The sequence below is a fragment of the Metabacillus arenae genome, from assembly GCF_014773385.1.
GTDB classification, from domain to species: Bacteria; Bacillota; Bacilli; order Bacillales; family Bacillaceae; genus Metabacillus_D; species Metabacillus_D arenae.
This window is the reverse complement of the sequence record NZ_JACXAI010000033.1, coordinates 47030-71417: the sequence shown is the minus strand read 5'-3', so window position 1 is coordinate 71417 and position 24388 is coordinate 47030. Positions and strand designations below refer to the sequence as shown.

The 24388-nt window shown below is 36.5% G+C and carries 26 protein-coding genes, 1 pseudogene and 1 other annotated feature; of the genes and pseudogenes, 9 read left to right on the top strand and 18 right to left on the bottom strand.

Annotated features, from left to right (window positions below; genetic code table 11):
* Window positions 1–85: 85 nt before the first annotated feature.
* The 10 genes from IC621_RS20555 to IC621_RS20510 all read right to left on the bottom strand — a co-directional run bounded on the left by IC621_RS20555 (window position 86) and on the right by IC621_RS20510 (window position 8776).
* Entirely contained in the window at window positions 86–2344 is a 2259-nt protein-coding gene (locus IC621_RS20555; RefSeq protein WP_191160942.1) for a histidine kinase, read from the bottom strand.
* 26 nt (window positions 2345–2370) lie between these two features.
* Window positions 2371–2532, bottom strand: a complete 162-nt coding sequence (locus IC621_RS20550; RefSeq protein ID WP_191160940.1) for a competence pheromone ComX — start codon at window positions 2530–2532, stop codon at window positions 2371–2373.
* A complete protein-coding gene (locus IC621_RS20545) occupies window positions 2525–2704 on the bottom strand; it encodes a hypothetical protein (protein WP_191160939.1) in 180 nt (59 codons plus the stop codon). The genes IC621_RS20550 and IC621_RS20545 overlap by 8 nt, the downstream gene beginning before the upstream one ends.
* Window positions 2705–3012: 308 nt before the next feature.
* The gene (gene mnhG / locus IC621_RS20540) at window positions 3013–3378 is read right to left on the bottom strand and encodes a monovalent cation/H(+) antiporter subunit G (protein ID WP_191160937.1); all 366 of its coding nucleotides are present in this window, start codon (window positions 3376–3378) and stop codon (window positions 3013–3015) included.
* Window positions 3362–3646 (bottom strand): Na(+)/H(+) antiporter subunit F1, encoded by a 285-nt coding sequence (locus tag IC621_RS20535; RefSeq protein ID WP_191160935.1) that lies wholly within the window; start codon window positions 3644–3646, stop codon window positions 3362–3364. The genes mnhG and IC621_RS20535 overlap by 17 nt, the downstream gene beginning before the upstream one ends.
* The gene (locus IC621_RS20530) at window positions 3646–4122 is read right to left on the bottom strand and encodes a Na+/H+ antiporter subunit E (protein ID WP_191160933.1); all 477 of its coding nucleotides are present in this window, start codon (window positions 4120–4122) and stop codon (window positions 3646–3648) included. The genes IC621_RS20535 and IC621_RS20530 overlap by 1 nt, the downstream gene beginning before the upstream one ends.
* A gap of 5 nt (window positions 4123–4127) precedes the next feature.
* Window positions 4128–5609 carry a Na+/H+ antiporter subunit D gene (locus IC621_RS20525; protein WP_191160931.1) on the bottom strand — a complete coding sequence of 494 codons (1482 nt, stop codon included), beginning with the start codon at window positions 5607–5609 and terminating at the stop codon, window positions 4128–4130.
* Window positions 5602–5943 carry a Na(+)/H(+) antiporter subunit C gene (locus IC621_RS20520; protein WP_191160929.1) on the bottom strand — a complete coding sequence of 114 codons (342 nt, stop codon included), beginning with the start codon at window positions 5941–5943 and terminating at the stop codon, window positions 5602–5604. The genes IC621_RS20525 and IC621_RS20520 overlap by 8 nt, the downstream gene beginning before the upstream one ends.
* Window positions 5943–6365, bottom strand: coding sequence for a Na(+)/H(+) antiporter subunit B (locus IC621_RS20515; protein WP_191160949.1), 423 nt, complete (start codon window positions 6363–6365; stop codon window positions 5943–5945). The genes IC621_RS20520 and IC621_RS20515 overlap by 1 nt, the downstream gene beginning before the upstream one ends.
* A gap of 11 nt (window positions 6366–6376) precedes the next feature.
* On the bottom strand, window positions 6377–8776 hold the full coding sequence (locus IC621_RS20510; RefSeq protein WP_191160927.1) for a Na+/H+ antiporter subunit A: 2400 nt from the start codon (window positions 8774–8776) through the stop codon (window positions 6377–6379).
* A gap of 454 nt (window positions 8777–9230) precedes the next feature.
* On the opposite strand from IC621_RS20510, the gene IC621_RS20505 reads away from it, so the two are divergent.
* Window positions 9231–9461: a hypothetical protein gene (locus IC621_RS20505; protein WP_191160925.1), complete on the top strand. Its 231-nt coding sequence runs from the start codon at window positions 9231–9233 to the stop codon at window positions 9459–9461.
* Window positions 9462–9701: 240 nt separating this feature from the next.
* On the opposite strand, the gene IC621_RS20500 is transcribed toward IC621_RS20505, so the two are convergent.
* Together IC621_RS20500 and IC621_RS20495 are read right to left on the bottom strand one after the other, a co-directional pair.
* Entirely contained in the window at window positions 9702–10109 is a 408-nt protein-coding gene (locus IC621_RS20500; protein ID WP_191160923.1) for a thiol-disulfide oxidoreductase DCC family protein, read from the bottom strand.
* 228 nt (window positions 10110–10337) lie between these two features.
* Window positions 10338–11517: pseudogene (locus tag IC621_RS20495) on the bottom strand (MFS transporter).
* 421 nt (window positions 11518–11938) lie between these two features.
* Here IC621_RS20495 and kapD point away from each other — a divergent pair.
* Complete coding sequence (kapD, locus tag IC621_RS20490) at window positions 11939–12559, top strand: 3'-5' exonuclease KapD (RefSeq protein WP_191160922.1); 621 nt, start codon at window positions 11939–11941, stop codon at window positions 12557–12559.
* 86 nt (window positions 12560–12645) lie between these two features.
* On the opposite strand, the gene IC621_RS20485 is transcribed toward kapD, so the two are convergent.
* Entirely contained in the window at window positions 12646–13026 is a 381-nt protein-coding gene (locus IC621_RS20485) for a kinase-associated lipoprotein B (protein WP_191160919.1), read from the bottom strand.
* A 226-nt stretch (window positions 13027–13252) separates the two neighbouring features.
* Between IC621_RS20485 and IC621_RS20480 the strand changes: the two genes are divergently transcribed.
* Window positions 13253–13453: a hypothetical protein gene (locus IC621_RS20480; RefSeq protein ID WP_191160918.1), complete on the top strand. Its 201-nt coding sequence runs from the start codon at window positions 13253–13255 to the stop codon at window positions 13451–13453.
* 137 nt (window positions 13454–13590) lie between these two features.
* Complete coding sequence (locus tag IC621_RS20475; protein WP_191160916.1) at window positions 13591–14163, top strand: superoxide dismutase family protein; 573 nt, start codon at window positions 13591–13593, stop codon at window positions 14161–14163.
* Between the two features lie 207 nt (window positions 14164–14370).
* Here the strand turns inward: IC621_RS20475 and IC621_RS20470 are convergent, their stop codons facing one another.
* Window positions 14371–14688 (bottom strand): hypothetical protein, encoded by a 318-nt coding sequence (locus tag IC621_RS20470; protein ID WP_191160914.1) that lies wholly within the window; start codon window positions 14686–14688, stop codon window positions 14371–14373.
* Between the two features lie 648 nt (window positions 14689–15336).
* Window positions 15337–16506: a MalY/PatB family protein gene (locus IC621_RS20465; RefSeq protein ID WP_191160912.1), complete on the bottom strand. Its 1170-nt coding sequence runs from the start codon at window positions 16504–16506 to the stop codon at window positions 15337–15339.
* Window positions 16507–16583: 77 nt separating this feature from the next.
* Here IC621_RS20465 and IC621_RS20460 point away from each other — a divergent pair, with 77 nt between their 5' ends.
* Window positions 16584–16844, top strand: a complete 261-nt coding sequence (locus tag IC621_RS20460) for a DUF1871 family protein (protein WP_191160910.1) — start codon at window positions 16584–16586, stop codon at window positions 16842–16844.
* A gap of 116 nt (window positions 16845–16960) precedes the next feature.
* Here the strand turns inward: IC621_RS20460 and IC621_RS20455 are convergent, their stop codons facing one another.
* Window positions 16961–17785, bottom strand: a complete 825-nt coding sequence (locus IC621_RS20455) for an alpha/beta fold hydrolase (RefSeq protein WP_191160908.1) — start codon at window positions 17783–17785, stop codon at window positions 16961–16963.
* Window positions 17786–18027: 242 nt separating this feature from the next.
* On the opposite strand from IC621_RS20455, the gene IC621_RS20450 reads away from it, so the two are divergent.
* The 3 genes from IC621_RS20450 to yugI all read left to right on the top strand — a co-directional run bounded on the left by IC621_RS20450 (window position 18028) and on the right by yugI (window position 20353).
* Window positions 18028–18528, top strand: a complete 501-nt coding sequence (locus IC621_RS20450; RefSeq protein WP_191160906.1) for an Lrp/AsnC family transcriptional regulator — start codon at window positions 18028–18030, stop codon at window positions 18526–18528.
* Window positions 18525–19688 (top strand): aminotransferase, encoded by a 1164-nt coding sequence (locus tag IC621_RS20445; RefSeq protein ID WP_191160904.1) that lies wholly within the window; start codon window positions 18525–18527, stop codon window positions 19686–19688. Before IC621_RS20450 ends, IC621_RS20445 begins: the two co-directional genes overlap by 4 nt.
* Window positions 19689–19969: 281 nt before the next feature.
* Entirely contained in the window at window positions 19970–20353 is a 384-nt protein-coding gene (gene yugI / locus IC621_RS20440) for a S1 domain-containing post-transcriptional regulator GSP13 (RefSeq protein WP_191160902.1), read from the top strand.
* Between the two features lie 238 nt (window positions 20354–20591).
* Here the strand turns inward: yugI and IC621_RS20435 are convergent, their stop codons facing one another.
* Complete coding sequence (locus IC621_RS20435) at window positions 20592–20825, bottom strand: DUF378 domain-containing protein (RefSeq protein ID WP_191160900.1); 234 nt, start codon at window positions 20823–20825, stop codon at window positions 20592–20594.
* A 161-nt stretch (window positions 20826–20986) separates the two neighbouring features.
* On the opposite strand from IC621_RS20435, the gene IC621_RS20430 reads away from it, so the two are divergent.
* A complete protein-coding gene (locus tag IC621_RS20430; RefSeq protein WP_191160898.1) occupies window positions 20987–22150 on the top strand; it encodes an iron-containing alcohol dehydrogenase in 1164 nt (387 codons plus the stop codon).
* A 314-nt stretch (window positions 22151–22464) separates the two neighbouring features.
* Here IC621_RS20430 and IC621_RS20425 read toward each other — a convergent pair whose 3' ends face one another.
* Complete coding sequence (locus IC621_RS20425) at window positions 22465–24033, bottom strand: 2-isopropylmalate synthase (protein ID WP_191160896.1); 1569 nt, start codon at window positions 24031–24033, stop codon at window positions 22465–22467.
* Window positions 24034–24090: 57 nt separating this feature from the next.
* Window positions 24091–24335 (bottom strand) — a binding site (T-box leader).
* Window positions 24336–24388 lie beyond the last annotated feature (53 nt).

Here is a 24388-nt window from a genome sequence, read left to right as displayed (position 1 = left end):
GCTTCCGCTTGTTTGCCTCTTCAGGATGACATGGCTCTACCGATCCATGTCATCCTGAAGAGGTACGTTTCCTCCCACAAACATTTTACTCATACACATCCATATTACCGTTTAATAGTTTCACTCTTTCTCTTATTCCAGATAGACCCATGCTTTCATGCTTATTAAATATACTCTTTTCGTCAGTTCCAACACCATCATCCTCATAATGAAGAACGATCCGATCCTTTATGCTGACTAGCATGAGAAGAATATGTTCAGCTTGCGAGTGTTTGACAGCATTATTCAACAGCTCCTGGGAGATTCTATATAGGTTAAGCTGAATCTCAATGTCAGTAGGAAGACTAAGATTCCCGATATTTAACTTGATATTTATACTTGTGAGATCCTTATACTGACCGATTAGTTTTTCTAATGCCTTATCAAGACCAAGATCATAAAGAATTTGCGGCCGCAATTCATTACACGTTTCTCGTGTCGTTGCGATGACTTTAATTAAATTATCTTGAACGTCCTTCATATAATTTATTGATTTATCTGGTGAGGACTCCATTTCAATTGCAGCGACTTCTAGTTGTCTTTTTAAAGAAATTAAATCCTGTAAAACTGAATCATGCAGGTCTTTTGCAAGATTAGACCTTTGCTTTTCCTCGATCGAATACATCACCCGGCTTAACCAAGTAGGGTTATTGCCTTCTGATTGATAAATCTCAACCCGCTCCATCATTTCTTCAAGCTTAAGGAAGTTTTCCAGCGTAACATTTGTATAATAAGCCAATGCTTTTAAACAAGAAATCTCGTCCCTAGTGAGCTTTGGTGTATTTATTTTTGATGTACAGACTAATAAGTAATGTTTACTTTGGGTTTCACCGATATTTAAAGCAAACCCTTTATCAAACTGGACAACTTTTGCAATTTCCATTGTTGCTTCTTTTATATGTTTTTCATACCGATCATAGATTGAATTGTTTACAGCGTCTTCGGAAATGTAGACGATGTTTTGATTTCGGTCTAAGATGAAAAGTTTAGCTTCAGTAACAAGCATCATTTCTAAAATAACGCTTTTTAACTCCAAAATAACTTGATCAATACTATTAGCTATGCGCAATTTCTGAGTATACTTAAAAATACTGTGCTGATAATTATACTTTTCAGAAATTCGGACAAGCTTAAATCTAAAATCGAATACTTCTTTTAAATAAAAAGTACTAAGAAAAATTACGTAAATTATAATAAAAATTCTAGTTGTATATATTAAGGGATCGCCCGTTTTTAGAGTCAAGGTAATCAATGTTGCGATAATTGCAGGTACAATTGCTAACAAAGCATAGTACCTTACCCGCCCCACGATAAACTCAATATCATATATTTTTGTTGCTAGAAACTGATAAACTAATGAAAACGGAATAATAATTAAGAAAGATGCTAAAATCACTGGAGAAAAAATCTGAATTCCAAAAAATGCGTAAGGAATAACATAAAATAATAATGCCGGTAAAAAAGCTAACAAATTTGATATTATTAGAACTCTTATTATATATTTTTGAGTGCGATAGGAAACTTTTTTGTGCCCGACTGTCATCACTGATAGAACGAGTAAAGATAAAAATAAAAAACTAAAAAGGTTTAAAGGTCTTCTTATTGATAAAAACGGTCCGAAAGGAATTAATATTTCTACTAAAACATTGATTATTATAATAGAATAAGAAATCCAAAGAAACTTTTTTCCAAACCATACGTTAGACATCTCTTTAAAATAAAAATAAATAAAATGTAAGTACAATATTGGAGTTAAGAGGAAAAAGGCAAGATTTAAATAGCGAGAAAAGACATCCCCTCTTGCAGACCCTCCGGCACTTAAATATGCCAAACTAATTGTGAGTAAGAATAAAATTAAAAATATTGCTGATTTTTTATTAGAATCCCGATTGCTTTTGTATATAAAAATGCTGCAATAAACACTTAAAAAATAAACTATTAATGGGATAATAACCTGAAAGACAAATTGATTGTCCAATAAAAAATCAACTTCATATTTAATAATCTCTCCTGTTTCTTTCTTAATAGTTAAGTTTTTAATTTGTTCTACACTTTCCAAATGAGTCACAGTATATTTTGATAGGGGATCACTATCATCGATCTTTAATACTATATCCCCTTTTTCGATTCCAACTTCTTTACTCCAAGTATTTGGTTCAACTTCTGTTATGATTACTTGTCCATCTTTTATAGTAGTTAAAGCACCAATATACGGGGATTTAGCAATTTGATATACAAAATAAGTTGAGAGAACAAGGCTTAAAAGAAGCAGGAGGACATAGATCTTATTAAAACGATATGACATAGATGAGACCATCCTCCTTTTTTTGATTACTGCCAATAATGTGCAACCATGTTTACTTGATCATTTGAGAAGAAACGGATTATTTCCAGCATTTGTTCGGCATCGACACCTAATAATGATGCTTTGCCTGTAAGTACTGAAATTGCTTCTTCTTGGTTCTCTGCTAAGTATTTGATGATTTCATTCATTTTTTTCACCTCCTTTGAGCAAGTCTGCTTGTTTCATACTAAATATTCTTTTGAAAGCTGCTTTTTCCACTTTATTTAAATAAAGCAATTCGGATCTGGATAGCAGCACTGCGACTAGCTCATCAGGATGATTCATGAAATGGTCGACAACTCTAGCAATTCTATTTTCCATATCATATTTCCTCCTTTTGAGAGGTCGATTTAATCACTACAATTTTACTATATTTATTAATGTATATGATGATATTATTTGAAAAATTAATATGCTTGTAATAAAAAAATACTTTTCCTTAATAATTTTTTTACGAAAAGTTCAGGATATTTGTTTTAAATACTTTAAACCATCACGTTATTTGATGGTGGCAGGGGATGAGAGTCTATGAAAGAGTAAACGAATGAGGCGCTGTTTTTGAATTTTCTCTTAATGATGCCTTTCTCCTATTCATTTCCGTATATTAGCAAAAAGGATGAGATTCTATCTCATCCTTTTGCTTTCTGGTTTGTTTTTTCCCGATGATGTTTCAAGTCATCTTGAACACTGCCCTTCCAAAGCGGAACCCCTTTGTTATAAGCAGCACGGCTGATTAAGTGGCCTGCAACTGGAGAAGTCAAAAAGACAAAGATAATTCCAAGAATGATGCGGGAGTTCGTTTGTCCTTCGATGATTAAGAAGTAAAGAAAGACTCCTAACAGAATACTGATAACTCCAAGGGTTGCACTTTTAGAAGCAGCATGATTTCTTGTGTACGCATCAGGAAGCCGCAAAACACCGAATGCGGCTATTAAACTTAATAAAGCTCCTTGGAGAACGAGATACCCAATAATGAATTTACTGATCACGATCATTTTCGATGATTTCTCCTTTCTCCAGGAATTTAGAGAATGCCACGGTTCCTATAAAGGTCAAGATTCCTAATAAAAGAATAACCTCCAGGAAAGCATCTGTATTTAAAACTACAGAGATGACAGCCGTTATTCCAATTAAGTTGATTCCGATTGCATCAAGGGCAATGACACGATCAGGAGTAGAAGGCCCTTTAATAACCCTGTAAATATACATTAAGCTGGAGATAGCAATCAGCAAAAGAGAAATTAGCATAATTATTTCAAACATTAACGGCTCACCTCCTTTATTGCCTTTTCAAATGAATCTCTTATTTCCCGCTTCGATTCTTCGCTATCGGCAATATCCATGGCATGAACGTATAATATTTTGTTATCCATCGATACATCTAAAACAAGAGTACCTGGCGTCAACGTGATTAAATTTGAAAGAATCGTAATTTCCCAATCCTTTTCTAACGTTGTTTCAAATGCAAAAATTCCTGGTCTGTTATGAAGCTTAGGGGATAAAACAACTTTCAGCACAGCAATGTTGGCCGTTATTAATTCCCTGCAAAATATCAGAAACAGTTTAATGATGGCAATCACATTGTTTATATAAAACCGCCGATGAAAAAATCTTCTGAGTACAAATAGAACTCCTATTCCAAGCACATAGCCAATGATAAATGTAATTCCACTATAGTCTGCCTGAAGAAACATCCAGACAAAAGCAAGAAAAAAGTTTAATAAGATTTGAAATGCCATGTTATCTACTCCTTTAATACGGCTTGGATATAGATTTCTGGATTAAGAAGAGCTTCAGCTGCCTGCGTGAAGTATGGAGACACAAGCTCTATTCCAAATCCAAATGCAACAGATAAACCTGCCATAAGACCAATAGGCAGTAACATCCCTTTTGTATTGCCTTTTTCTTGTTCTGTAGTCATGACTTGCTCGCCCCAAAAACCATTGATGAAAATTTTCAAAACAGAATATAAAACAAGCAAACTGGATAATAAAACAACCATGGAGATTGCATACTCCCCGGCCTCAAAGCCGCCCTCCACTATTTTCAGCTTTCCGATAAATCCGCTTAAAGGTGGAATTCCTGCTAAGGATATGGCTGAAACGAAAAACAACCATCCTAAGAACGGGTGATTTTTAATGAGTCCCCCCATTTTTCTTAAATCATTTGTTCCTGTAATTATTGCAATGGCACCCACTAGGAAAAAGAGAGCACATTTTATAATCATGTCGTGTACTAAATAATATACTGAACCCAAAACAGAAGAAGAGGTATTCGCAGCAATTCCAAAAAGGATGACCCCTACTGCTGTAAGGATATTATAAATGATAATCTTTTTAATATCCGAGTATGCAATGGCCCCGATTACCCCAAAAATAATGGTAAAGGCGGAAAGCCATGCTAAAACCTGATGAGTGAAGCCGGTATCGTGATAAAAAATCAATGTAAACACCCGAGTAATCGAGTATACTCCTACTTTTGTCAGAAGAGCACCAAATAATGCAGTGACAGCAGATGGTGGGGCATAATAAGAACCTGGAAGCCAAAAATACATAGGGAAAATGGCTCCTTTTAATCCAAATACAACTAAAAACATAATGGCGACAACTGTTATAATACCTGTTTGTCCATTTTCGCTGATTACAACACTCAAATCCGCCATGTTTAAAGTACCAGTCAATGCATAAAGATAAGCTACTGTTATAACAAACAGCGCTGATGAGATAACATTAACCAAAAGATATTTTATGGATTCTCTTAACTGAATCTTTGTACTTCCAAGTACAATTAAAACATATGAAGACATTAGCATCACTTCAAAGAATACAAAAAGGTTAAAAATATCTCCTGTTAAAAAAGCACCTGTAACACCAGTTATTAAAAATTGAACAGCAGAAAAATAGTAAAATCTTTCACGTTCTCTATCAATTGTACGGAAAGAATAGAGAACCGCTGCTAAACCGATAATGGAAGTAGTTAAAACGAGTAAACTTGCAAATTGATCAGCAACTAAAATAATTCCAAATGGGGGTTCCCAGCCGCCAAGGTACAAGCTTTGAATGCCTTCCGTATAAACCATTTGAACAAGACATAGCGCGATAACAACCGATGATGCAGCGGCAAGAAGGCTAATGGCTTTTTGAACGGCAAACCTTTTATTGAAAAAAATCAACAAGATTCCTGTAAGTAAAGGTATTAAAATTGGTAATATGATAAAGTTATTCATTCTGATCATGTCCCCTTAGTTGATCCATATCATCTGTTCCGAGCTCTTGATAGGATCGGTAGGCAAGAACTAAGAAGAAAGATGTAACACCAAAGCTGATAACAATTGCAGTTAAAATAAGTGCTTGGGGTAAGGGATCAACATATAATGAAGCTTCTTCTCCCAATAATGGAGATGCTCCTTGCTTCAGGCCGCCCATCGTCAAAATTAACAAATGAGCACCGTGGCTTAGTAATCCTGTCCCGATAATAATTCGCAATAAACTCCTAGAAAGCATCAAATAGGTAGCAGCAGTAAAAAGAATGCCGACTACAATGGACATTAACAATTCCATTATTCCGTCTCTCCAATCGTTTGGATAATGGTCATGGTCACGCCTATGACAACTAAATATACACCTAAGTCAAAAATTGTTGCTGTTGTAAGCTCTGTTTTTCCTAATAGCGGCAGCTCAAAGTAATCAAATGCATGAGAAAGAAAAGGTTCGCCAACTAGAAACGAGCCTGCTCCGAATCCTACCGCAATAAATAAACCAACCCCCGCGAGGTTTATATAATTGATTGGCAATATATTTAGTACAGTTTTCACATCAAATGCTAACAGCAGTAACACAATTGCACCCGATGCCATAAGTCCGCCTACAAATCCTCCACCAGGAGTATTATGACCTGCAAAGAAAAGGTAGATGGAGAATAGGACAATAATAAACAATACTATTTTTGTCACGGTTTGGAGAATTACATCATTTGTTTTGATATTTGTCTTCTTCAATTTTTTTCCTCCTTTGCAGTCTGAAGCTTAATCATTCCGTATATACCAAGGGCAGCGATTCCTAGAACTGTAATTTCGAACATTGTATCAAAACCGCGGAAGTCAACGAGAATGACATTGACCATGTTTTTCCCGCCGCCCAGCTTGTATGTGTTTTCAATGAAGAAGCTCGCAATTGTATCTGAGACCCGCTGGCTGTTAGCTGAAATAGCAATTAATGTAACAATGGTCCCAACTCCTAAGGAGATTATTAAATTTGCTAATCTAAATCTAAGCTTTTTCTCTTTATTCTTTAGTTCAGGCAAATGGTAAAAACAAAGCAAGAATAGTGCGACTGAGATTGTTTCAATAACTAGCTGGGTCAGTGCAAGATCTGGCGCTCTAAATAAAACAAAGAATAAAGATAAAGAATAACCTACAGTTCCTAAAGCAATTATGGCAGTAAGCCTAGATTTCGATAGGAGAGTAGTCACAGTTGCAATGACCATCACTAAAGCTATAATAACCTCATAAATTCCTATCTGCGCTAAATGATCCGTATTAAAGACAAAAGCGTTATTAATGGCCATTGTAGTTCCAACAATAGCAATAAGAAAAGCAAAGATATATATTAAGTAATCACGTATATATCCAGTCATATAAAAACGTGTTAATTGATAGGAGCCTCTGTCTAAACCTATTAACGAGCAATCATATACACGATTTAAGGTCAGCTTCTTAGGCTGAAGTTCGTAAATTCCCGACCATTTAGTAAGCGTAAAATAACCAAGTGTACCTAATACAATAACCCCAATTGTCATAAATAATTCTAAGTTCCAGCCATGCCAGTAAGAAATGTGGGCATGGAAGTGTTCTCCTTCACTTAATAGGCTTGGGAGAATAGAGGCCATTGCCGGTTCAATTAAGCTTTGAGCGATAATGTTTGGAAAGAAGAAAATAACAACGGCCAATGAAGCCAAAATAATTGGCGATATTAACATTCCGATTGGAGCTTCATGTGGCTTCTTTTCCAATTTTTCAGGCTTATATTTCCCGGTAAATGTTTTGAAAACTAATACCATACTATAGATGAAGGTGAAGATACTGCCAACCCACGCTAAAACAGGCAAAAGCATCCCCCACGTATCTGTATTGAAAAGATCCATTTCAGTTACACGAATCATTGCAGAAAAGAACATTTCTTTACTTAAAAAGCCGTTGAATGGCGGAAGCCCTGCCATTGCAAAGGTACCAATTATGGCTATTGAAAACGTAATCGGCATAAAGCTCATTAACCCTCCGAGCTTGCGAATATCTCTCGTTCCAGTTTCGTGGTCAACAATACCTGCAACCATAAATAAACTGCCTTTAAACGTAGCATGGTTTATCAGATGGAATATAGCAGCTGCCGTAGCAACTGTATAGTACTCATAATCTTCAAAATGAAGAGCAGCTGCACCGACTCCAAGCATCGCCATGATCATCCCAAGCTGACTGACTGTTGAGAATGCAAGGATTGCTTTTAAGTCAGTTTGTTTAACTGCATTAAAGGAACCCCAAAATAATGTAAAGATCCCGAAAAGAGAGACAATCCAGAACCATTCAGCTGTTATCGCAAAAACTGGACTAAAGCGGGCTACTAAATAAATTCCTGCTTTAACCATTGTGGCCGAATGCAAGTAAGCGCTGACAGGGGTAGGAGCTTCCATTGCATCTGGTAACCAAATATAAAAAGGAAATTGTGCAGATTTTGTAAATGCCCCTAATAATATCAGCAGGAGTGCTGGGATAAACAAGCTGCTTTCAATAATAAACGGTACATGTTCAATTGTTTCCCGAATACTAAAGGTTCCGGTCATCAAGTAGAGAAGAACAAAGCCTCCAAGCATAGCCAGACCGCCAAAAACCGTAATCAGCATTGATTTTTGGGCTCCGTACCGTGATTTTTCACGGTTGTACCAGTAGCCTATCAATAAAAAGGAAGAAAGACTCGTGAATTCCCAAAATGTATACAAAACGATCATATTATCTGATAAGACAACACCGAGCATGGCTCCCATAAACATTAATAAGTACACATAAAATGTGTTTAGCTGCTCTTTATCTTTAGAAAGATAATAAATAGAATACAATACGACTAAAGCGCCAATACCGGTAATCAACAGAGCAAATAATAACCCTAAGCCATCTATGTACGCTGTAAAGTCGATCCCTAATGAAGGAATCCATCTTGCCACAGAAATAACCGTATCTCCATTCATTGTCATTTCAATAAATTGCGTTAAATAAATAAATAGGAATACAGGAAGAATAAGGACAAACCAGCCTGTATGAATATTTCGTATGTATTTGTAGAAAAATGGGACTAAAAAAGCCATTAAGAATGGAGAAATAATGGCGATATGCAATAACGTCATAAAAGACCTCCTTACTTTTTTGGGTTGGCCAAAAATATTTTAAGTTAAAGTTTAACCTGTAAAAGGATGTTATCTGCATCCAGCTTAGGCGGGCATGACAGTCTAATGCTTGCAGGCAAAATGGACGCGACGGCTTAGCCGGTCTGCTTCTAGCAGCTCGGGTAGGCTTGTCTTAGGTTTAACAAGATTATAAGCTTTTCGTTTCTAGAACGAGTGTTTTTTAAATGGCTGCCGGATTTTGTCGATTTTAGAATTTAAGAAAATTATAACTTAAATTACCTCCACACGCATGTTTTCCCTTTTAGCCTTCTCCATATCAATCTAACATATGAAATGAAAGAATAGTGAAAAAATATCATTTTCAGGTTCATATGAACATGAAATATCATAACAAATTTTTTTACATTTGTATATTTCAAATCTAAAGGTTAATGCTAAATGGTGAGGTGATTTGATGCTCAAATATAAGGTTATCACCGCCTGCAGCATTTTTTCATGTATGTTTGGCGCTGCTTGGATGACAAACGAGATAACAAAAAGGACGTATATAGATCCAGTCGGTGCTAATGACTATCTGATCCAGAATACGGCTGAACAAAATTCGACAATCAATGTTTTATTCGAAGAAGAAAAGACGATGGAAAAATTTAAGCCGAGGGAATATGTAAGGGTAATTGCAAGATAGGAAAAAGGACAACTCTAAATGATCGAGTTGTCCTTTTTTGTCAGTTATGAAAGTTAATTAAATAACGTAATAAAGAGTGGTATCTTTGTCCAGCACCGAGCGCCATCGGCTGGGGGTCACAAGTCAATCTGTCAAGAAAGTTAAAGAACAACCTTCATGCCGGCTCGCCCGAGTGCTTATCACCGAAGGAAAAATGAACCTATAACGAAGCTGAAAAAAGCTTGCTATAGGTTCTATCCTTTAATCTAAAAACCTTTTTCGAATATCGGGTGTTGGGATCATACATTCATCTTTCATCCCAAACCATTTGTAACGATTTTTAGCTATTATTTTATAGATCATATCTCTTAGCGGCTTTGGGATAAGGAGGAAAAAAACAAGGTGCTTATAAAAACCATCTAAGTATTTGAGAGTTTTTAAAGCAGCAGTTGATCTCGTGTAGTAAGTTTTATTAGACACAAGGATAAATGTCTGTAAATCGTTTGTTGGAAGGTTGAATTTTTTCAATAAATCCTGTCCTGCATTCGATTGTAATGCCGCAAACCGAATGTTTCCTTTAGGATCATGATTGATTAGAAATTGAACGGCGCCATTACAAAATTGACAAACTCCATCAAATAGCACAATCGGTTTTTCAGTGTCTGCCATTTCGAAATCTCTCCTTGCTAAAGTTACTCCTGCTTAAAGTATTTTAGTCTATTTCACGATGTCCTTCCAAATTTTCAAGTGGGGTGGCTGCTTCAATTAGGGATTGGACAGTGCTGCCTTTTTCCTTTCCAACCCAAACGGCTGTCGTATCTTATTCATTCAAGCCAATAAACCATAAATCTTTATAATCATTTGAGGTTCCGTTTTTCCCGTCAAACTCCTTGATCTCTAACTAACTTTTGCAATTTCGTTTTCTTCAGTATTATTAAATTTCCACAGCCAAACAGCACAAATAAAAAATATAGCTGCTGTCACATAGAAAACGGATGAAATTCCAAAGTGGCTGGAGATTACTCCTCCTAGAACAGGACCGAGAACATTTCCTAGAAAACGAAAGCTGACATTATAGCCAAGAACTTCACCTTGAATAGAAACTGGAGACGCCTGCCGGATATAGGCAGTTATACAAGGTATAATTCCTCCAAGGGCGATACCGAATAAGAATCGGCAAAGCACAAGCTGCCAAAGTTGTTCTGCAAAGCCTTGCGGGACAAAAAAGACGGCTGCAAGCAGTAATAAAATCATCAATACTTTTTCATACCCAATACTATCCCCAAGCTTCCCCCAGTTACGAGCAGCAAGCAAATTCCCAAGTCCTGTAGCTGAAAAAGCTAAGCCGGCATAAAAGGCGAGGTTGCTAGGTCCGTGAAGCTCACTAACATACAAAGCAAGCAATGGCTGGATACTAAAATTTCCAACTTGAATGAGCAGTGTTAAACCCATCATTGTTAAGAGCATTGGTTTTTTTAACACAAATTGAAAAACTTGCTTTCTGGTATATGTGGTTTTCTTTTCTTTTTTTTGCTGAATTGGCGTTTCTTTTATCCCAACAGCTACAAGAAACACAGCTAGAAAAATAACGCTTGATGTAATGAAAAATGTATAGGTAAAGCCATAACTATCAGCGAAAAATCCTCCGATCAGCGGACCGAATAATCCACCAGATACAGTACCCATCTGCAGGGTTCCGAGCGTTTTGCCAGCTGTCTCCTTTGGTGTTTGAGCAGAAATTAAGGCGAGCGAGGTAGGAATAAATCCAGTTACAGCTCCCATCATCATTCTAAGTAAAAAATAGTTGATAAACAGATTGAACAAACCCCATAAGCAGAATAGAGGTCGCGATACCAGTTCCTGTTATCATTAATATTTTTTTATATCCGTGCCGATCTCCAAACCTGCCCCAAAAAGGAGAAGCAATGAATGCCACTAGGAAGGTTACACCAAACACATAACCAGACCATCGCTGCACAAAATCTGTTGAATAATGGTCAAATGTTTCAATATACAAAGATAAAAACGGTAAAATCATCGTTGCGCTCGCCGCTACAAATAAGTTGGCAAACCACATGATGAAAAAATTCCGTTTCTGGACAGTGATAAATACCACCTTCTTCTTTCAATAGGATCTTTTCTAATTGATTGTTGCTTTTGAGCTTCAAAGCAGCACCAATAGGATCCTTATGTTTGCTTTAAGTCTCACATTAGTCCGCACATCAGATAGAGACAAAAAATCCAGGAGTGATGAAAACAATGTTTCTTTGCAGCAAATCTTTGAAAACTGCCTTCAAAATCCGAAAAGAGACTGAGTAAAATTTTTATGAACCACCTTGGAAGGGTTATTGACTTAATTTCTATTATAAAGAAATTATTTCGGATTATGAAATATCTAACTACTCATTTCTGGTAAAAAATAAAGTTAAGAAATGATGAAAGGTGATATAATGGTAATAAAAAGAAATTCAAGGGAAGGTTTGGAAAGGAGGACGAAAATGAAAGACTCGCTTTTGCTTTTTATTGATTTCGAGTTTACGATGCCCGAAGGAAAAGAAAATCCAATAGGTTTTTTCCCGGAAATTATTGAAGCAGGCTACTTTGCTGTTTCAGGTCAAAAAGTAATTGAAAAGTTTTCATCTTATGTGATTCCTTCTCATTTTCCTCATTTAACAGCCCGGTGCAAGTCCTTTTTAAAAATAACACAGCAACAGGTGAGCAATGGGATGGCGTTTGAAAAACTTATTGAAAGGCTCTCATACTTAAATAAGCAAGCTCCAACGACAGTCATTACATGGGGAAACATGGACATGAAAGTACTGAAACAAAATTGTGCCAAATTAAATATTCCATTTCCTCTTCACGGAACATTTCGTGATTTATCAATGGAATATAAAAAGTTTTTTGGTGACCGGAATCATACAGGGCTATGGAAGGCTGTCGAAGAATATGGAAAAGAAGGGACAGGTAAACACCATCGCGCCCTAGATGATGCCATAACGACCTATCACTTATTTAAATTAGTGGAAAAAGACAAAAAATACTTAGCGAAACCAGAGCCGACTACGATTGGTGAACGGATTGATTTATCGAAAATGTATCAAAAATTTGCTACCTAATGTAAAGCTTCTAACAGGGGGGGCGACGCACTTGATGTCATTGTAGCCGCGTCGCGACCTGCACCATGAACATATTTCCACTACTTTTAAAAATATTCCATTTCCAGCTGTTTAAGATTTACCATCGATTTTTTTGCCCATGTTGAGTCATCCTTTGTTAATTCAATCATTAACTCTGAAATAGCATTTTTTAATGAGCTATTGTAATCAGGCACAGCTTCTTCATATTTTCGGACCATCTGAGCAGGTATATTGGTTTGTTCATTTAAAGCTAGTGCTCTTCGTTCATGGAATAAAGGAACGTCAGCTTCCTTATGATTATGAAGATCACCTTGGGCTGGATGCTTTAAAACAGCCTTTATTTTAACTAAGTATTGTTGTGGCCGAACAGCTGTCACTTCTCCTACATATGTTCCTGTTTTGTAATGCCCTTTTACAATATCTCCGATTTGAAATGATTGTCCCAATCTTTTCACCCTCTCATCTGTATATGCTTATTGTAAATTTAATCTTCTCCCTTTTTCAACAAACTGTCAAAATTAAAAATTTCTTAACCTAGAGGATAAGAACAAAAATTGATATAGTAGAGAAAGAAAAGCACGAAAAGAGCAAGCACTGGACAAACTTTTATACGTTAAATTATTTAATCTGCGATAAATGGTCTGGAAATAACAAAGAAAGGTTGTGAATGCCTTGGAACAACTAATTTTGGCTTTGTTTTTATATTTCCCTGAAGATAAAACGGAATATATTCCAGCAGGAATAACAATGGTAATTTTCGGTATTGCTGCTGTTATTGTCTTCCGATTAATTGTAAGAGCTTCCAATAAAGAAGAGAAAAAAGTAGAAGAATTATACAATAATAAGGATCATAATCCAGAAAAAAATAGATAGAAATCACTGTTATGAATAAAAGCCCTCTATTAAGCAAAAAACATAAGTATTAAAGATATGAAGCTTTCATCATTTCAAATGATGGGTAATTAAACTTACCTGCCATTAGGACGGGATAACGCTGGAGGGCGTAGAAAATGAAAAAAAGGTCTTTTTACCTAATAGGTTTTCTTGTATTTCTTGTAGGCTGCACTGAAAAAGAGCTCACTAATATGGGGGTGGAAATGTTTAATCCTGATGGTGATTCCTTAGGAACGATTAAGCTTTCAGAACAAGCTGAAGGTGTTAAAATGGAAATCGTTTTAGAAGGGATACCTTCTGGAGAACATGCCATTCATATTCATGAAAATCCAACCTGTAATGGTCCTGACTTTAAAACGGCAGGAAATCATTTTAACCCCGACAATAAGCAGCATGGGCTCATGCATCCAGAGGGAGCACATGCTGGGGACATCCCGAATATCGTTACTGATCCAGAAGGAAAAACTGAAGCAGAGCTCGTTGCCTCGCAAGTTACACTGAAAAAGGGTGCAAAAAACTCATTGTTGTTTAAAGAAGGCACGTCTATTGTAATTACCGAAAATAAAGATGATGGGATGACACAACCATCTGGTGATTCAGGTGAAAGAATTGCATGTGGAGAAATCACGGAAAAAGAAGCAATGAAAAAAGAGAAAAAAGAAGTAAAGAAAAAAGAGGAAGAAAAATAATCAGGACCATAACACCAATCATGCAAAAAATCGTCGGGAAATTATTCACCCGACGTTCTCTGTATCAATTCAAAATGTTTAAACTATTTATAGTACTATAGGGTGTAGTGTATTTTTATATAAAAAGAATTCAGCTTTCATCGATAAATTTTTTTAGTCATTGTTAAGCTTTTAGGGACGGAGTTATTACGATCTGTACATCTTCTCTTATATTTCAGCAATCTGATCACAATTTGCTTTAACCTTTTTAAAAGGAATCCCAAAAAACGTATAAAATTGAACGGTTGTTTCGTAACAAGATTCTGTTTTTTTGTTAACACTCAGCACTTTCTGGTTGAGCGACAGCACTCTTTGCACGGAGTTAAAATGCAAGGAATTGATCGTCTCAACTGCATTCCAAGCTTCAAATTCTAGTGCTTCATTGTTAAGTCTGTTTACTCCATTATTGAATTGTTTAGGAATGGATATACCGGCTGTAAATACAATTAAAATACAAATTAGTATGGACATAAAACGATTTTTCAAAGCATCACCTCTTTACTTAGGCTGTTTTTCGCAAAACCTGCTGCTAATAAAACAAAGTCTATCAATTCAAGAATTTAAATATTTCATTAAGGGAAAGATAGGAAGCCAACAGTGAAACTTAATGATTTCCTATCTTTAAAGTTTCTTGTTTGATTAATAGCAACAATCTTTTAGAAAAGAGCTTTTTACAGTCGGAGTAAATAGGCTTTATTAAAGCTATATTAACTTATACCCGTATTGATATTGTTGAAATCTTCCGCGATGATGGATTAAAACGTAAGGTAAACACTCATTTCTAACATGTGTGACTATTATACCATTCTATTTGTTCTTTATAAAATATTTTGAAAATTTTGTTGAGAAAAGATATGTATAAGCTATTCTAATATAAAAAAGCCTGCTATTTGGCAGGCTTTTTTAAGTGGTTTCAAAGTTAAAAAGATTAAAGTATTAACGTATTAAAGTTAGTTATAATTGTCCAGCGCATGCGGACAAGACGTCCTGGTATCGGCATGCATAAGGACGTGACGTCTTTGCCGGCAAGTCGCCATCGGCTCGAGGTCACAAGCCTCTTCTCCCAAAAATGGCAATAAGATGGTGTGCCCTTGGTACTTGTCATATGCTGTTTAAGGTGGATAAAACATTTCCTCAAGATGCTAACGCTTTTTTTAGGCGAAGGAGCCCTTCTTCCAACGTATCTTTAGGACATGCTAGGTTGATGCGGAGAAAACCTTCTCCACCTTCTCCATATTTGTTTCCAGGCTCTAAGGCGATTTTTCCATAAAGTAATAACTTTCGCTTTAGTTCTTGATCAGATAATCCCATTGCTCTGCAATCAAGCCAAACTAAATAAGTTGATTCTGGTTCGATGATTTTTATATTTGGAATTTCTTGATTAATAAATTCTTTCAATCTTATCACATTCTCTTCTAGATAAGCCAGCAGCTCTGTTAACCATGGTTCCCCGTATGTATACGCTGCTTCCATCGCAACAAAGCCAAAGGTGTTCAGTGTAAAAAAACCTTGTCTGTGCTGCTGTTCATTGAACTTCCGTCTGAGCGAATCATTTGGGATGATAATCGCTGATGCTTGAAGACCGGCCAAATTAAATGTTTTACTTGGAGCAATACATGTGATCGAATTGTTTTTAAATTCTTCAGAAAGGGAAGCAAATGGAATATGTTTATGACCAAACAAGATAAGATCAGAGTGAATTTCGTCAGATACAACAACAACGTTGTATTTTAAACATAACTCACCTAATTTTATCAGCTCTTCTCTCGTCCAAACTCTGCCGACTGGGTTATGAGGGTTACATAAAAGTAAGAGCTTTACCTTATCTTCCTTTAAAATGTTTTCTAGACCTTCAAAGTCCATTTCATATTGATGATTGGTTAAGATCAACTGATTGTTCTCTACAATGCGGTCGTTTTCTTTTGCCATCTGAAAAAAAGGAGTGTAAACAGGAGATTGAACAATAACTTTATCTCCTGGCTCTGTATATGCTTGGACGGCCATACTAAGAGCAGTCACAACGCCAGAACTGTAGGTAATATCTTCTTCACTTATTTCCCATCCATGCCTTGTTTTTAGCCACTTGCATATAGACTCTTTTGTTTCAATGGTAGTTGATGTATATCCAAAAATTCCATGATCCAACCTATTTTTCAACGCATCTAAAACTTCTTGCGGGGCTGGAAAATCCATATCCGCTACCCACATTGGCAGTAAATCATCTGTACCAAATATTTCTTTTGTTAAATCCCATTTGACAGAAGCTGTTTGTTTTCGATTAATAACCGTATTAAAATGACTCATTATTTCACCTCGTCGATATTTTCTCTTTGATTTAAACATGGTACACTATTATCGTAACTTATTTGTGGGTGATATTCATGGAAAAGAAACTGGCGAATGAAAAAATAATTGAAATATTAACTCGATGGGATCCCCTTAATTATGGTGAGGGGTTTTATGAAACGGAAGTCATAGACGTCCTTCAGGCCGTACATGTAATGGATAATTCAAAAGGGCTTGCACGGAAAATCCAGGCTATTTACGAGTTCACATCAGAACAAATTATTCCTTTAAATGAATGTGAAAAAATGGCTTTGCGATTACTGCAGGTTAAAAATGAATCCTCCTGTGAAATTTAAAAATGCTTGGCTCTCAAGGATAAGAGAGCCAGTATTTTTTTTATATCCAGGTTCAGTCCATAATCTTCATTATTATCGATGGGACAATCAGGAACCTTTTTCAGTTTTAGGGTTTCCTAAATATGACAAAAATCGAACATTTTCTCAGAAACATACTCAGGACGTTCCTCAGGGATCAAATGGCCTGTCTTTTTAAAGGAGACAAAGCTTGAATTTCTTAAGTCTTTATGAAGCTTTTCTCCAATGTGGACTGGAATAACCTTATCCTCCTCACCCCATATTATTAGGCTGGGGACCTCAATACTATTTAAGTCCTCAGGGGAAAGATCGCCTTCTCTATCCCTGATCATTCGGGTTAAGGCTAAAAAAATCTTATCATCATAAAAAGGCTGAACATAGCCATCCATCATTTCCTGGTCAATTAATGTCCTGTCATGAACAACATTTGAGAGGTTTCGAAGAACTCCGCCCTGTCTGGCTAACCAATGTTTAATGAACAGGTAGAAATAAGGGATGTACGAGCTGAATACTAAGGATGAATGTGCACGTTTCATATAACCCGAGCTGCAAAGCAGAATTACCTTTTTAAATAAGTCGGGCCTGGCTTTTATGGCATACAAAGAAATTTGTCCTCCCATTGAATGTCCCGCTAAATAAGCATTTTTTATGTGAAGCCTATCAACCATTTTAATAACTAAATTTGCCATATTACGATAGGAATACACAAAGGATGTTGATTTTTCTGACTTCCCGAATGGCGGCAGATCAATTGCAATAATTTCAAATTCATCCTTTAGAAGGGGAATGAGCTTGCGATAACAAAAAGTGGATGATAAAAAACCATGAACTAACACAAGTGGAGGTTTACTTGGGTTATAATATCGTTCATAATACACATTGATGCCTTGCACATTCATTGTGAAATGAGAACTGTTATTCATACCTAATCACTCCATCAATGATATTCTGTTTTATCATGTTTGTTAGACTAACATCAATTTTTTTTGTTTATAATTGTTCTATACCCAGATTTATGCCTTTTCAATAGTATTTCCTAAAGAAGTCGACCCACTCATGTCAAATCTATCCTCAGGTATTTGCAAAAAGATTGTAAACATACCTTTTTTGGTTTCATGATATAATTATCTGAAGATTCTATTAAAAAATGGGGGAGGAAAGAAAAATGAAGTTAACTGAAAAAGAAACAGAAATTCTTGAAATTCTTGAAGAAAACAGCCGAATTTCAATTGATTCTATAGCTAAAATGATTGGTTTAGAAACAGAAGAAACAAATGAACTTATTCGAGGTCTTGAAGAAAGAAAGATCATCATGGATTATTCGACAACCATTGATTGGCGTAAGGTAGAAGGACATGAAGGTGTAACCGCAATGATTGATGTAAAGGTAACACCAAAAAGAGGTGTTGGTTTTAACGAAATAGCTGAACGAATTTATCGATATAAGGAAGTGAAATCAGTTTATTTGATGTCTGGTGCCTATGATTTGTCTGTTATAATTGAAGGTCGTTCAATGTCTGCTGTTGCCCAGTTTGTGTCAGAAAAGCTTTCAACTCTTGATTCAGTGTTATCAACAACAACTCACTTTATTTTAAAGAAATACAAGCATGATGGAAGAATTTTTGAAACTGGAGAAGAAGATAAACGCATTGTGGTGTCTCCATGATTGAAACTTCCCGTTACATATCAAACACTGTTCAAGAATTACAACCATCAGGCATCAGAAGATTTTTTGATTTGGCAGCCAATATGGAGGGTGTCATATCTTTAGGCGTCGGAGAACCAGATTTTGTAACGTCGTGGAACGTACGGGAAGCAAGTATTCTTTCATTAGAACAAGGCTTTACCTCCTATACTGCAAATGCTGGTCTAATTGAATTAAGAGAAGAGATCGGAAGCTATTTATCAAGCCGGTTTTCGATTAACTATCATCCAAAACATGAGCTATTCGTTACAGTTGGAGCAAGTCAGGCACTCGATTTGGCATTAAGAGCGATCATCAATCCGGGTGAAGAAGTGATTGTTCCAGAGCCTTGCTTTGTTGCCTATGGCCCTTTGGTCACCCTTTCAGGAGGAAAACCCGTGCCGCTCGCAACGAATGTAAAATCCGATTTTAAACTGACGGTAGAACAGCTTGAGAAAAGCATCACACCTCAGACGAAAGCACTTTTGCTTTGCAGTCCAAGTAATCCAACAGGATCCGTTTATTCAAAAGAAGAATTGCAGGAAATAGCAGCTATAGTAGATAAAAATGATTTGTTGGTTATTTCTGATGAAATTTATGCTGAACTTACCTATGATGATACGTTTACGAGCTTTGCTTCCCTTGAAGGCATGAAAGATAGAACGATATTAATTTCTGGATTTTCAAAAGGGTTTGCGATGACTGGCTGGCGTTTAGGATTTGTTGCGGCAGAATCAAAGTTGTTAGCGTCGATGTTAAAAATTCATCAATATTCAATGATGTGTGCTCCCACAATGGCTCAGTATGCCGCTCTAGAGGCTTTAAGGAACGGATTGGAAGATGTGGAAGCCATGAAAAAAAGCTACCGCAGAAGACGGAATCTCTTTGTCGAATCACTAAACGAAATGGGACTGACATGCCATCATCCTGGTGGTGCCTTTTACGCATTTCCGTCGATTTCAGCAACTGGGATGACTTCTGAACAATTTGCCGAGCAGCTATTACTTCAAGAAAAAGTAGCAGTCGTCCCAGGGCACGTCTTTGGGCCAAGCGGGGAAGGATTTATACGCTGTTCGTACGCATCTTCATTGGAACACTTACAAGAAGCATTAAATAGAATTCAAAGGTTTTTAAAAAAATAAAAAAAAGAGGATGAGGTGCCTGGCACCAAAGTCATCCTCTAAAAAAGGGGGAATACATAAGAAAGCCTTCGTTTTTAAGTTATTCCCCTTCCGAATTACCATAAACCTGTCTGCAAACATTAATTAAGGAATCTTAGCACACTATATCGGAAGCAGCGAAAAATTTCGCTGCTTCTTTTTACATAACGTAATCTATTTTTGAAAAAAGTATTAACATATGATATAATTTTAAATTGCGTATTAGAAACGTTCATATATAATAATTATTTAGGAGTGTTACCATGTCTAATTATGAAGTAGGTAATGTGTATACAGGCAAAGTTACGGGAATTCAACCTTATGGGGCTTTTGTTGCACTAGATGAAGAAACTCAAGGATTAGTTCATATTTCTGAAATTACACACGGATTTGTTAAGGATGTAAGTGAGCACCTTAAAGTGGGCGATGAGGTTCAAGTTCAAGTTCTTACTGTAGACAAAGAAGCTGGAAAATTAAGTCTTTCTATCCGTGCTACTCAGGAAGCACCTGAACAACCTGAAGTAAAAAAGCCGCAGCAGCCTAAAAAGCGTCAAGCTACTGCAACTGTTAAAACTGACTCTGCACCACAAGGCTTCAACACATTAAAGGATAAGCTTGAAGAGTGGATTGAGCAATCTAAACGTTAATAATTCCTAAAAGAATGAGTTTATCGACTCATTCTTTTTCTTTAAATTAGAAAATAAAAGTATTAACTTATAGAGTGTTGTCGTTGTTTAGCTCCAGCGCCTAGCCCTCCTGAGGCCACAAGCCAATCCTTACAAAGAGAAGTTAAACTAACACAGTCCTTTTGTCTTGCGATCAAAATTAGGATATCAACGAAAAAAGACCTGGTATTAGGTACCAGGTCCTTTTAAAAATTAACTACTATCGCCCTTCTGGTCTTGGCTCGTCACGAGCAAACTCTGCTGCCGGCTTGAAAAGCAATCCTAGGTTAATTAAACCTGCAATTCCCACTAAGCTATAGATGATACGGGATAACCAAGAATTTTGTCCGCCAAAAATAGCGGCTACTAAATCAAACCCGAAGAAGCCGATAAGCCCCCAATTGATTGCTCCGATAATAGTAAGAACTAGTGCTATTCGTTGAATTGCGCTCATGTTGATCCTCCTTCAGTATGCTTTGGAAAAAATGGTTCCTCGGTAATAGATTGTGATGCCCAGCTTCTTTTTATTCATGTTTGAATAGAAAAGTTTAAATGAGCGCATTTCTTTACAAGATTTTTTATCTTTTACATAATCTAAGTTAGGAGGCGATAATAATGAACAACTTTACATATTGGAATCCAACAAAATTAATCTTTGGTAAAGATCAATTGGAACAGCTTAAAGTAGAAGTACCCAAATATGGAAAGAACGTTTTGATTGTGTACGGCGGCGGCAGTATCAAGCGAAATGGGCTGTATGATCAAGTAATCGCAATGCTGAAAGAAATAAATGCAGAAGTATTTGAACTTTCTGGGGTTGAACCGAATCCGCGTTTGACAACCGTTAATAAAGGGGTAGAGATTGCCAAAAAGGAAAACATCGATTTTCTCTTAGCTGTCGGCGGAGGAAGTGTCATTGACTGCACGAAAGCAATAGCTGCAGGAGCAAAATATAATGGCGATACATGGGATATTGTAACAAGAAAACATACTGTGACTGAAGCATTACCTTTTGGAACAGTCTTAACTCTTGCGGCAACGGGATCTGAGATGAATTCAGGATCTGTTATTACGAACTGGGAAACAAAAGAAAAGTATGGATGGGGCAGTCCACATACATTCCCTAAGTTCTCAATCTTGGATCCAGTGAACACTTTTACAGTACCGAAGGATCAAACTGTATATGGAATTGTTGATATGATGTCTCACGTGCTTGAGCAATATTTTCACCATACAACAAACACACCCCTGCAGGACCGGATGTGTGAATCAGTTCTTACAACAGTCATGGAGGCAGCCCCAGAATTACTTAAGGACTTAGAAAACTATGAGCTTCGCGAAACCATTCTTTACAACGGGACAATCGCTTTAAATGGTATGCTTCAAATGGGCTACCAAGGCGATTGGGCTACTCATAATATCGAGCATTCTGTTTCTGCTGTCTATGATATTCCTCATGCAGGCGGTTTAGCGATTCTTTTCCCGAATTGGATGAAATTCACTTTAGATGAAAATGTGGATCGGGTTAAACAGCTTGCTATCCGAGTATTTAACGTAAATCCAAACGGTAAATCTGATCGGGAGACAGCCTTGGAAGGGATCGACAAGCTGAGCGAATTCTGGAGCAGTCTAGGTGCACCAAGCCGATTGGCAGATTACAATATTGATGAAGAAAATATAGACCTAATGGCCGAAAAGGCAATGGTAAAAGGAGAATACGGTCGATTTAAAGTATTGAATAAGGAAGATACAATTCAAATCTTAAGAGCATCACTTTAACAAAAAGGGGGCGAAAAAAGCATATTGATGCTTTTTCGCCTTTTTCAAAAAATGAAAATTTTACCCTGCCCCAGAATTTTAATACAGGGGTATTCTAGCTTAATAATAATCGATTTCGCAATTTGTCCGTCCAGCTTCACACCAGATTGCTTCTGCTGCATCAGGCAGTACGTGTGCTGTCTAACAAAACTCCACTACTTTATTTGAAAACGATAAATCAAGCAATTTTTGTTGTACTACTTTTGCACTTTCCTTCATCTTTAATTTCTACATCTTCCAAATAATAGCTGCATCATTAAACATAGGGCTTTTATCTATTTAACTGGAAGTAAATGATCAACTACAATACTATTTATTGCATTGATATACGCTAATGCACTTGCTTTCATAATATCGGTATCTGTTGCTTTGGCCGTATATATCTCCCCTTTATATTCCACTTGAATCTTTACTTTCCCTAATGCTTCTTTACCTCTTGAAACACTGCTAATATTGTATTCAAGCAATTTAATATCTAATTCACTAATTTCTGTAATAGCAGAATATAAAGCATCGATAGGACCAGAACCGACTGCACTGTTTTTCAAAATTTGATCCGCTTTTTTCATTTTCACACTAGCAGACGGAAAAATTGGATTACTAATCACTTGCAGGTCCATTAGTTCAAAAAAGTTATCACTATAATTTGTTATATCTTGATTATGAATATCATGTTCGGTGTAATAGTTCTCAACGATAACATATAAATCATGATTATAAACTTCTTTTTTTGCATCAGCTAATTCAAGAAAGGCTTCAAATATCCCTTCAAATTGTGTTTCAGTTAATTGAGTAAAACCTAATTTCTCAAGTGCATTTTTTACTGCATGACGGCCAGAGCGAGCCGTTAAAACAAGTTCCATATCATCAAGGCCGACTTCAATCGGGCTAATGATTTCGTAAGCATCCCTCGATTTCAACAAACCATCTTGATGAATGCCTGAAGAATGAGCGAAGGCATTATCTCCTGTTATCGCTTTATTTACTTGTACATCAAGCCCCATGAAGCTGCTTATCAACCTAGATGTATTCATAATTTCTCTTGTATTAATATTGGTGTACGCTTGATAGACCTCTGATCGTGTATTTACTGCCATTACTACTTCTTCTAAAGACGCATTACCTGCACGTTCACCGATCCCGTTGATTGTACATTCCACTTTATCTGCACCATTTTTGATAGCAGATAGTGTATTAGCGGTTGCCATACCAAGATCATTATGGCAATGGACGCTTAAAAGTACTTGATCATTCAAGTTTTTCAAGCGATCATTTATTTTAAAGATTAGCTTTCCAAACTCTTCTGGTTCAGCATAACCAACTGTATCAGGTACATTAATAATGGTAGCTCCAGCTTTTACTACAGCTTCAATTGTTGCCCATAAGTATTCAAAATCGGAGCGAGACGCATCTTCTGTTGAATATTGCACATCGGGTAGTAATGTTTTTGCATATTTTACGGCATCAACACCGATATCCAATATTTGACTTTTTGATTTCGCAAATTTCTTTTCCACGTGAATGTCTGAAGTACCTAACACTATATGGATTAAGGGTTTTTCAGCATACTTCACACTATTATAAACAGCATCAATATCAGATTTTACTGCCCTTGCTAATGCAGTGATAATTACGTCATCCGTATTTCCTACTTTCGCAGCAATTTCCTTCACAGCATTAAAATCACCAGCTGATGACGAAGGAAAACCAGCTTCAATCATATCAACTTGCAGCTTTTTTAATTGCTTAGCAGCTTCTAGTTTTTCATAGAGATTCAGCTTAGCTCCTGGAACTTGCTCACCGTCTCTTAAGGTCGTATCGAACACCCAAATTTTTCTCGTCATTTCAGAAACACTCCTTTGTCATATTAATTTATAAAAAAAGCCTCGCCTCTATAAAAATATAGAGACGAGGCATTGCTCGCGGTACCACTCTAATTGATTAATCAATACATGATTAACCCACTCAATTTTCGGCAGCTATCACCACCTATCCTCGTAACGGCAGAAAACCGACATCCCCTACTTAACATGTTCAGGGAGTAGCTCTTGGATGAGTTCAAAGGGGATAACTACCGATTCTCACCAACCACCGGCTCTCTGAAAAAGATTATAAACCTTCTACTATTTCCAATCTTTGCTTGTTTTTATTTAATTATTTGTAATAATAAATCGATAAACTCGAGTTGTCAACAGTAAT